Source organism: Desulfovibrio sp. DV, assembly GCF_001936595.1.
GTDB lineage: Bacteria > Desulfobacterota > Desulfovibrionia > Desulfovibrionales > Desulfovibrionaceae > Solidesulfovibrio.
Genome location: NZ_MLBG01000005.1, coordinates 88,386 through 96,287 on the forward strand (window position 1 = coordinate 88,386; position 7,902 = coordinate 96,287).

Here is a 7,902-nt window from a genome sequence, read left to right on the forward strand (position 1 = left end):
CTGGAGGCTTTTGTGCGCAAAAAATGGATTTTCCCCCTGGACGGGCCGCCGCTGGCCCAGGCCGCCGCCCTGGCCGACACCCTGGGCATCTCTCCGGCCATCGCCGCCCTGCTGGCCAACCGGGGCCTGGACACGCCCGAGGCCATGGACCGCTATCTTTCGCCGGGTCTGCGCCACCTCATGCACCCGGGCGAAATCCCGGGCCTGGACGCCGCCGCCGGCCTGCTGGCCCAACAAATCGCCAGGGGCCGCACCGTGGCCATCTGGGGTGATTACGACGTGGACGGCATCACCGGCACGGCCCTGCTCGTTGATTTCCTGCGCGAACACGGGGTGAGCCCCCTGTGGCGGCTGCCGGTGCGGGCCGAGGAAGGCTACGGGCTCAACATCGCCGGCATCGAGGAACTGGCCGCAGCCGGGGCCGGGGTGCTCATCACCGTGGACTGCGGCATCACCTCGGTGGCCGAGGTGGCCCGGGCCAAAGAACTGGGCCTTTGCGTCATCGTCACCGACCACCACCTGCCCGGTCCCGAACTGCCGCCGGCCGACGCCGTGGTCGATCCCAAGCTGGCCGACGGGCCGGGGACCGATCTGGCCGGCGTCGGCGTGGCCTTTTTCCTGGCAGCAGCGCTCAATCGGCTGCTTCCGGGCGAGCCAAGCGACATCCGCCGGCTGCTCGATCTGGTGGCCATGGGCACCCTGGCCGATGTGGTGCCGCTTCGCGGCCCCAACCGCATCCTGGCCAAAAACGGCCTGCTCCTTCTGGGCGAAGCCCGCCGGCCCGGCATCCATGCCTTGAAGGAAGTCAGCGGACACAATCCCAAGGCCAACCTGGGCGCGTCCCAGGTGACCTTCGGGCTGGCCCCGCGCATCAACGCCGCCGGCCGCATGGGCCGCCCGGACGCCGCCCTGGACCTGCTCCTGGCCCCGGACCTGGAGACCGCCCGGCCCCTGGCTGCCGATCTCGACGCCGAGAACACCCGCCGCCGGGCCGAGGAGGATGCCATCCTGGCCGAGGCCATGGCCCAGGCCGAGGCTGCGCCGGGGCGCTTTGGCCTGACCCTTTTCGCCCCCCACTGGCACCAGGGCGTCATCGGCATCGTGGCCTCCCGGGTGGCCGAGCGGCGCTACCGGCCAACGCTCATTCTCACCCATGACCCGGCCAAGGGCCTGCTCAAAGGCTCCGGCCGTTCCATTCCCGAATGCGATCTGCACGGCCTGCTGGAGGAAATCGCCGACAGCCTGCGCACCTTTGGCGGGCACAAGCAGGCCGCCGGCCTGTCCCTGGTCCCGGACAACCTGCCGCTGGTGACCGAACGCTTCGATGCGGCCGCAGCCCGCGCCCTGGGCCATACCGTGCCCCAGCCGTCCCTGCGCCTGGACGGGGAACTGTCCTTTGGCGAGGTGACCGCCACCCTCATCCGGGAGCTGGGGCTGCTTGAACCCTACGGCTGCGGCAATCCCGAACCGGTCTTTGCCTCGCCGCCGGTTGCGGTGCAGTCCAGGCGGACCTTTGGGGAAAACCACGTGGCCCTGACCCTGCGCGACCAGACCGCCGGCGTGACGTTTAAGGGCAAGGCCTGGCGCATGGCCCGGGACATCGGCCAGGACATGGCCGGAACCACTGTCCGGGTGGCCTACTCGCCTAAAATAACCTATTTTTCCGGCGTCCCGGAGATCGAACTGCGTCTTCGCGACCTGGCCGGGCCGGACGCCTGAGTCGTCCCGTCCCCGGGATGCCCGGCCGCGCCCGCAGTGTCTCGCCTTGAAGGCAGGCCGCCCGACCTGTCACCGTCGTTTCAGGTCGGGCGGCCTGCCTTGAACGAAAACCGTCATTGTTTTCGTTTGGTTCACCTATTCCTCCCCATTCCTGCCGCGTAAAAAAAATTTGACTGGTGTACAAAAACGCCACATTTTTCTATTGCTAAATTGTAATTTATTACATTATTGAAAGGCCAAGCCAGCGGGACGCCACTCGCCGGCGGCGTCGGATGCCTCACGCGCCTGTGAACATTTAGGAGGAAGGTTTTTATGAAGCGCATGACTGCTTGGGCCTTTATGGCCGCACTGGTTCTGAGCCTGGCCGGAGTGGCCCAGGCTGCCACGGAAGTGAAGATGACCGGCGACGCCCGTATCTATGGCGTGTTCTTTGCCAATCACAACTTCACCGGCTGGAACACCGCCAGCTGGGATGACAACAACGGCGCCTACAGCAGCGCCGGCACCCAGACCGAAGACCGTTTCCAGATCTGGGAACGTTTCCGTCTGCGTTCCGACTTCGTGGCCAACGAGGCCGTCAAGTTCCGTCTGGGCATCCTCGTGGAAGACACCTGGGGACATGGCACCCTGACCGCCGCCAACCCCACCACCTCCATCAAGGTGTACCAGGCCTTCCTGCAGTTCAAGCTGCCGGATTGCGATATCGAAGTGTCCGCCGGTCTGCAGGACCTGTCCCTGCCGGCCAACGCCTTCTTCACCGACTCCGTGGTGTTTGGCGGAGACCGCGCCGCCGCCCTGGTGGTGACCGCCCCGCTGGTCAAGGACACCCTGTCCGTGATCGCCGGCTACTCCCGGATGCTCGACACCAACCGCACCTACGACACCACCACCACCCAGGTCGACGACGAGCTGGACCTGTACTTCCTGGCCCTGCCCATCACCCTCGATGGCTTCAAGGCCACGCCCTGGGGCGCCGTGGCTGTGGCCGGCAAGAACGCCGGCTACTTCAACGCCGGTTCCGCCGACTACCTGCTGTCTGCCGGTGCTGTCTTAAACGGCCTGAGCAACGCCCAGAACACCTACTGGTGGGCTGGTTCCACCTTCGAGGTGACCGCTCTTGATCCCGTCAAGTTCTATGCCGATGTGATCTACGGCGCCGGCGCCAACTCGGATCGCAAAGCCTCCAAGCGCCAGGGCTGGTTCGTGGACCTCGGTGCCGAGTACACCGGTTGGGACGTGCTGACCCCGCAGGTCTTCGGCTGGTGGTCCACCGGCGAAGACGGTTCGGTCCGCAACGGTTCCGAGCGTCTGCCGCAGATCCTCCCCAACTGGGGTCCGGGCAACAGCTTCCTGTTCGACGATTCGCAGGAGCTCGGCAAGGAATCCAACATGGGCGCCAACCCGGTCGGTGCCTGGGGCCTTGGCGCATCGCTTAACAACATCTCGTTTATCGAAAAGCTGTCCCACATCCTGACCTTCACCTACATGCGCGGCAACAACCAGCCCGGGGCCATCCGCAAGATGAACCTGCTGCTGGGCAGCAACCCGTACTACACCATGGGTCGTGACCTGACCACCGAGGAGTCCCTCCTCTCGGTCAACTTCGACACCAAGTACATGATCTACGAGAATCTGGCCGCTGTCATGGAGACCGGCTGGGCCCACGGCGACTTCCAGTCCAGCGTCTGGGGTCATCGTCTGGCCAGCAAGGCCCGCGAAGGCGATGCCTACAAGGTTGCTTTCGGCCTGACCTACAAGTTCTAGTCTCTGTCGCGGCGCAGCATGTCATCCGACACCAGGCCGGGTCCCTTCGGGGGCCCGGTTTTTTTGCCTACTCACTGATTTGTCGGATGGGCGCCACCCGGGGAATCCTGGTAAAAAAATTTTTACTTTTGTATAAAAAGGCCCCGTCACCATATTGCCAATTTTCCGGTCCCGCTTTACAAGCGAGTGGCGTGGCAGGCGATTAGCCCTCGCTGCCCATGTGCCGGGGATTTCCGGCGACGAACCATTTTTTTGGAGGAAGGAATCATGAAACGTATTTTGACCATCGCCCTTGTCGCGGTGTTCGCCCTTGGCGCTTTCGCCAGCGCCCAGGCGGCCACCGAGGTGAAGATGACCGGCGACGCCTTCGTCTACGGCACCTTCAATGCCAACCAGAACTTCACTGGCTGGAGCACCGGCAGCTGGGACAACAACAACGGTGGCTACACCGGCGCCGGCACCCAGACCGAAGACCGCTTCCAGATCTGGGAACGCTTCCGCCTGCGCACCGACTTCGTGGCCAACGAGGCCGTGAAGTTCCGTCTGGGCATCAAGGTCCAGGACACCTGGGGCCATGGCACCTTTACGGCTGCCAACCCGGCTGTCTCCATCGAAGTCTACCAGGCCTTCCTGCAGTTCAAGCTGCCTGGCTGCGACATTGAAGTGACCGCCGGTCTGCAGGACCTTTCCCTGCCCCAGACCGCCTTCTTCACCGACTCCGTGGTGTTCGGCGGCGACCGCGCTGCCGCCCTGGTCGTCAGCTCCCCGCTGATCCCGGACACCCTGGCCGTCACCGCCGGCTTCGCCCGCATGCTCGACAAGAACCGCACCTACGACACCACCACCACCCAGGTGGCTGATGAGTTCGACGTCTATTTCCTGACGCTGCCCATCACCCTGGAAGGCTTCAAGGTCACCCCCTGGGGCGCCCTGGGTGTTGCCGGACGCGATGCCAACTACTTCACCGCCGGTTCCTACGGCCCCAACTCGAGCTTTGCTGACAGCCTGCTGTCCGCCGGCACCTTCCTGACCCCGACCGGCATGCGCAACGCCCAGAATGCTTACTGGTGGGCCGGCGGCACCTTCGAAGTGACCGCTCTTGACCCCATCAAGCTGTATGCTGACGTGATCTACGGCGCCGGCAACCAGGGTGATCGCAAAAAGGACCAGCGCAGTGGCTGGTTCATCGACGCCGGCGTCGAGTACACCGGCTGGGATGTCCTTACTCCGCAGGTCTTCGGCTGGTGGTCCACCGGCGAAGACAGCTCCAACCGCAACGGTTCCGAGCGTATGCCTTCGATCCTGTCCAACTGGGGCCCGGGCAACAGCTTCCTGTTCGACGATTCCCAGGAACTGCTCAAGCAGGGCAACATGGGCGTCAACCCCATCGGCTCCTACGGTATCGGCGCTTCGCTCAACAACATCAGCTTCATCGAGAAGCTGAGCCAGCGCGTGACCTTCGTGTACCTGCGCGGCAACAACTCGCCCAACGCCATTCGTGGCCTCAACGCGCTCATGGGCAGCAACCCCTACTTCACCATGGGTCGCGACCTGACCACCAATGAGTACGTCATGGGTGCCAACATCGACACCACCTACCAGATCTATGAGAACCTGTCGGCCGTCATGGAAACCGGCTGGGCCCACGGCCAGTTCCAGACCAGCGTCTGGGGCCATCGCCTGGCTGCCAAGTCCCGCGAAGGCGATGCCTGGAAGCTCGCCGCCGGTCTGGTCTACAAGTTCTAACAATCTGACACGTTACGCGTAAGGTCTTCTGCAAGGCCGGGTTCCTCCAGGAACCCGGCCTTTTTTTTCCTTCCCAGCCATGTCCTCCCTGGTAAAATTTTTTTTACCTTTGTATAAAAAAGACCCGTTAGCTTCTTGCCAATTCTCCAGTCCCGCTTTACAACCGAATCGTGTGGCAGGGGACTCGCCCTCCCCGGCCAAGCGCCAGCGATTTCCGGCTTCGAACCACTCTCTTTTGGAGGAAGGTATCATGAAACGTATTCTGACCATCGCCCTCGTCGCGGTGTTCGCCCTTGGCGCCTTCGCCAGCGCCCAGGCGGCCACCGAGGTGAAGATGACCGGTGACGCCCGTATCTACGGCGTCTTCTTTGCTGACCACAACTTCACCGGCTGGAACAACGCCGCCTGGACGTCGAACACCCCGACGTACACCGGCGCCGGCAGAAAGACCGAAGATCGTTTCGAGATTTGGGAACGCTTCCGCCTGCGCACCGACTTCGTGGCCAACGAGGCCGTGAAGTTCCGCCTGGGCATGAAGGTTGAAGACACCTGGGGTCATGGCACCCTGACCGCCGCCAACCCGGAAGTCTCCATTGCTGTCTACCAGGCTTACCTGCAGTTCAAGCTGCCTGGCTGTGACAACATCGAAGTGACCGCCGGTCTGCAGGACGTTGATCTGCCGATCAGCAAGATGTTCTACGGCAACCCGGTCTTCGGCGGCGATCGTATCGCGGCCCTGACCGTCAATGCCCCGATCATCGACAAGACCCTGGGCGTCATCGCCGGCTTTGGCCGTCTGGTTGACACCAACCGCACCTACGACACCACCACCACCCAGGTGGCTGACGAACTCGACGCCTACTTCCTGGCCCTGCCCATCACCCTGGACGGCTTCAAGGCCACCCCCTGGGGAACGGTTGTCGTGGCCGGCAAGAACGCCGGTTACTTCACCACCGGCGGTTCGACCTTCGGTTCGCAGTCCTTTGCTGAGAACCTGATCTCCGCTGGTTCCCTCGTCACCCCGGCCCTGTGGAAGAACGACCAGAACGTCTACTGGTGGGCTGGTTCCTCCTTCGAGGTGACCGCTCTTGATCCCGTCAAGTTCTACGCTGACGTGATCTACGGCGCGGCGCCATGTCCGATCGCAAGAAGAGCAAGCGCCAGGGCTGGTTCATCGATGCCGGCATCGAGTACACCGGCTGGGACGTGCTGACCCCGAAGGTCTTCGGCTGGTGGTCCACCGGCGAAGACGGCTCCACCCGCAACGGTTCCGAGCGTATGCCCCAGGTCCGCCCCAACTGGGGACCGGGCAACAGCTTCCTGTTCGACGATTCGCAGGAACTGGCCAAGAACTCCAACATGGGTATGAACCCGATTGGTGCTTACGGCCTGGGCGCTTCTCTTGACAACATCACCTTCATCGAGAAGCTGACCCATCGCCTGACCTTCACCTACCTGCATGGCAACAACTCGGCCAAGGCCATCCGCAACCTCAACGCGCTGATGGGCAGCAACCCCTACTTCGTGATGGGTCGCGACCTGACCATGAACGAGTACGCCATGGGCGTGAACTTCGACAACAAGTACATGATCTATGAGAACTTGGCCGCCGTCATGGAGACTGGCTGGGCCCACGGTGAATTCCAGTCCAGCGTCTGGGGTCACCGCCTGGCCGAGAAGTCCCGCGAAGGCGACTCCTGGAAGGTCGCTTTCGGCCTGACCTACAAGTTCTAAATCGGTTCTCCGGAAATCAATGGCGCAAGCCGGGACCTTCGGGTCCCGGCTTTTTTTATGTCGCCGGACAGGCCGCGACGGTTACGCCGCCGGCTGCCGCAGCCGCACAGCCCACCGACCTTGGCCGAACAGGCCCGCGTTTGGAAGCGCTACGAGGGATTTGCGGGTGTTCATGGCCGCGTGGCGCAAAAGCCGGCACCGTCGCCACCCTCTCGGCGGGAAGTTACCGGCCCGGTTTGCACACGAGCGGCAAGACCGTGCCCGAGAGCTCCTGCAACAGGCCGGCACTGTCCAGGCTGCGGCCGCCCGGCGCGGTCAGAATCGGAACCTGCCCCCGGGACAGGAAAGCTTTGACCTCGGTTACGGGCACGGCAAAGCCCACCTCGGCCATGCCCCCGCCCACCTGCCCGCGAACGGCCTCGGTATCGCGTCTGGCCCGCACCACGCCGGCCACCCGACCGCCGGCATCGAGCAGCGGTCCGCCGCTGTTGCCGGGAAGCACCTCGGCACTGATGGCCACATCACCGGGAACGCCCGCACCCGCAGCCAGTTCCCGGGTCTGCCCGGAGGTGATGCGAAGCTCCCCGGTTTTGGCCCGATCACCGGGATAGCCGGCGGCATAGACCGGCGTCCCCGGCGGCAGTTGGCTGCCTTCGCGAAAGGACAGGACCCGGGACGGGGCCACGGCCAGCTTGAGCAGGGCCAGATCATGGGCGGCATCAAGGCGCAGCACCGTTCCGGCCACGGCCTGCCCATCGACCATGGCCACAATCCGGGTGCAGCCCGAGGCCACGTGGGCATTGGTCAGGACATGGCCCAGGCGGCTCACCACAAAACCGGTCCCGGTGCGCACCTGACCGGGCGGCAGCGGGGGGGGAGAAGGTTCTTTGGCCTTGCCGCTCCCGGCCCGCAGGGACTGGGCCTGGCCGGCGGCAGCTC

4 protein-coding genes and 1 pseudogene are annotated in these 7,902 nt (G+C 64.1%); 4 read left to right on the forward strand and 1 reads right to left on the reverse strand.

Features of this window, described 5'->3' with window-relative positions; translation table 11 throughout:
* Positions 1-12 precede the first annotated feature (12 nt).
* From recJ to DVDV_RS02705, 4 genes and pseudogenes are all read left to right on the forward strand, one after another.
* Positions 13-1,719 (forward strand): single-stranded-DNA-specific exonuclease RecJ, encoded by a 1,707-nt coding sequence (gene recJ, locus DVDV_RS02690; protein WP_075353184.1) that lies wholly within the window; start codon positions 13-15, stop codon positions 1,717-1,719.
* 312 nt (positions 1,720-2,031) lie between these two features.
* On the forward strand, positions 2,032-3,483 hold the full coding sequence (locus DVDV_RS02695; RefSeq protein ID WP_075353185.1) for an outer membrane homotrimeric porin: 1,452 nt from the start codon (positions 2,032-2,034) through the stop codon (positions 3,481-3,483).
* Positions 3,484-3,750: 267 nt separating this feature from the next.
* Positions 3,751-5,229: an outer membrane homotrimeric porin gene (locus DVDV_RS02700; protein WP_075353186.1), complete on the forward strand. Its 1,479-nt coding sequence runs from the start codon at positions 3,751-3,753 to the stop codon at positions 5,227-5,229.
* A gap of 250 nt (positions 5,230-5,479) precedes the next feature.
* Positions 5,480-6,963, forward strand: a pseudogene (locus DVDV_RS02705) (outer membrane homotrimeric porin).
* Between the two features lie 223 nt (positions 6,964-7,186).
* Here the strand turns inward: DVDV_RS02705 and DVDV_RS02710 are convergent.
* The coding region (locus DVDV_RS02710) for a S1C family serine protease (RefSeq protein ID WP_139311487.1) at positions 7,187-7,902 on the reverse strand (716 nt) is incomplete at its 5' end.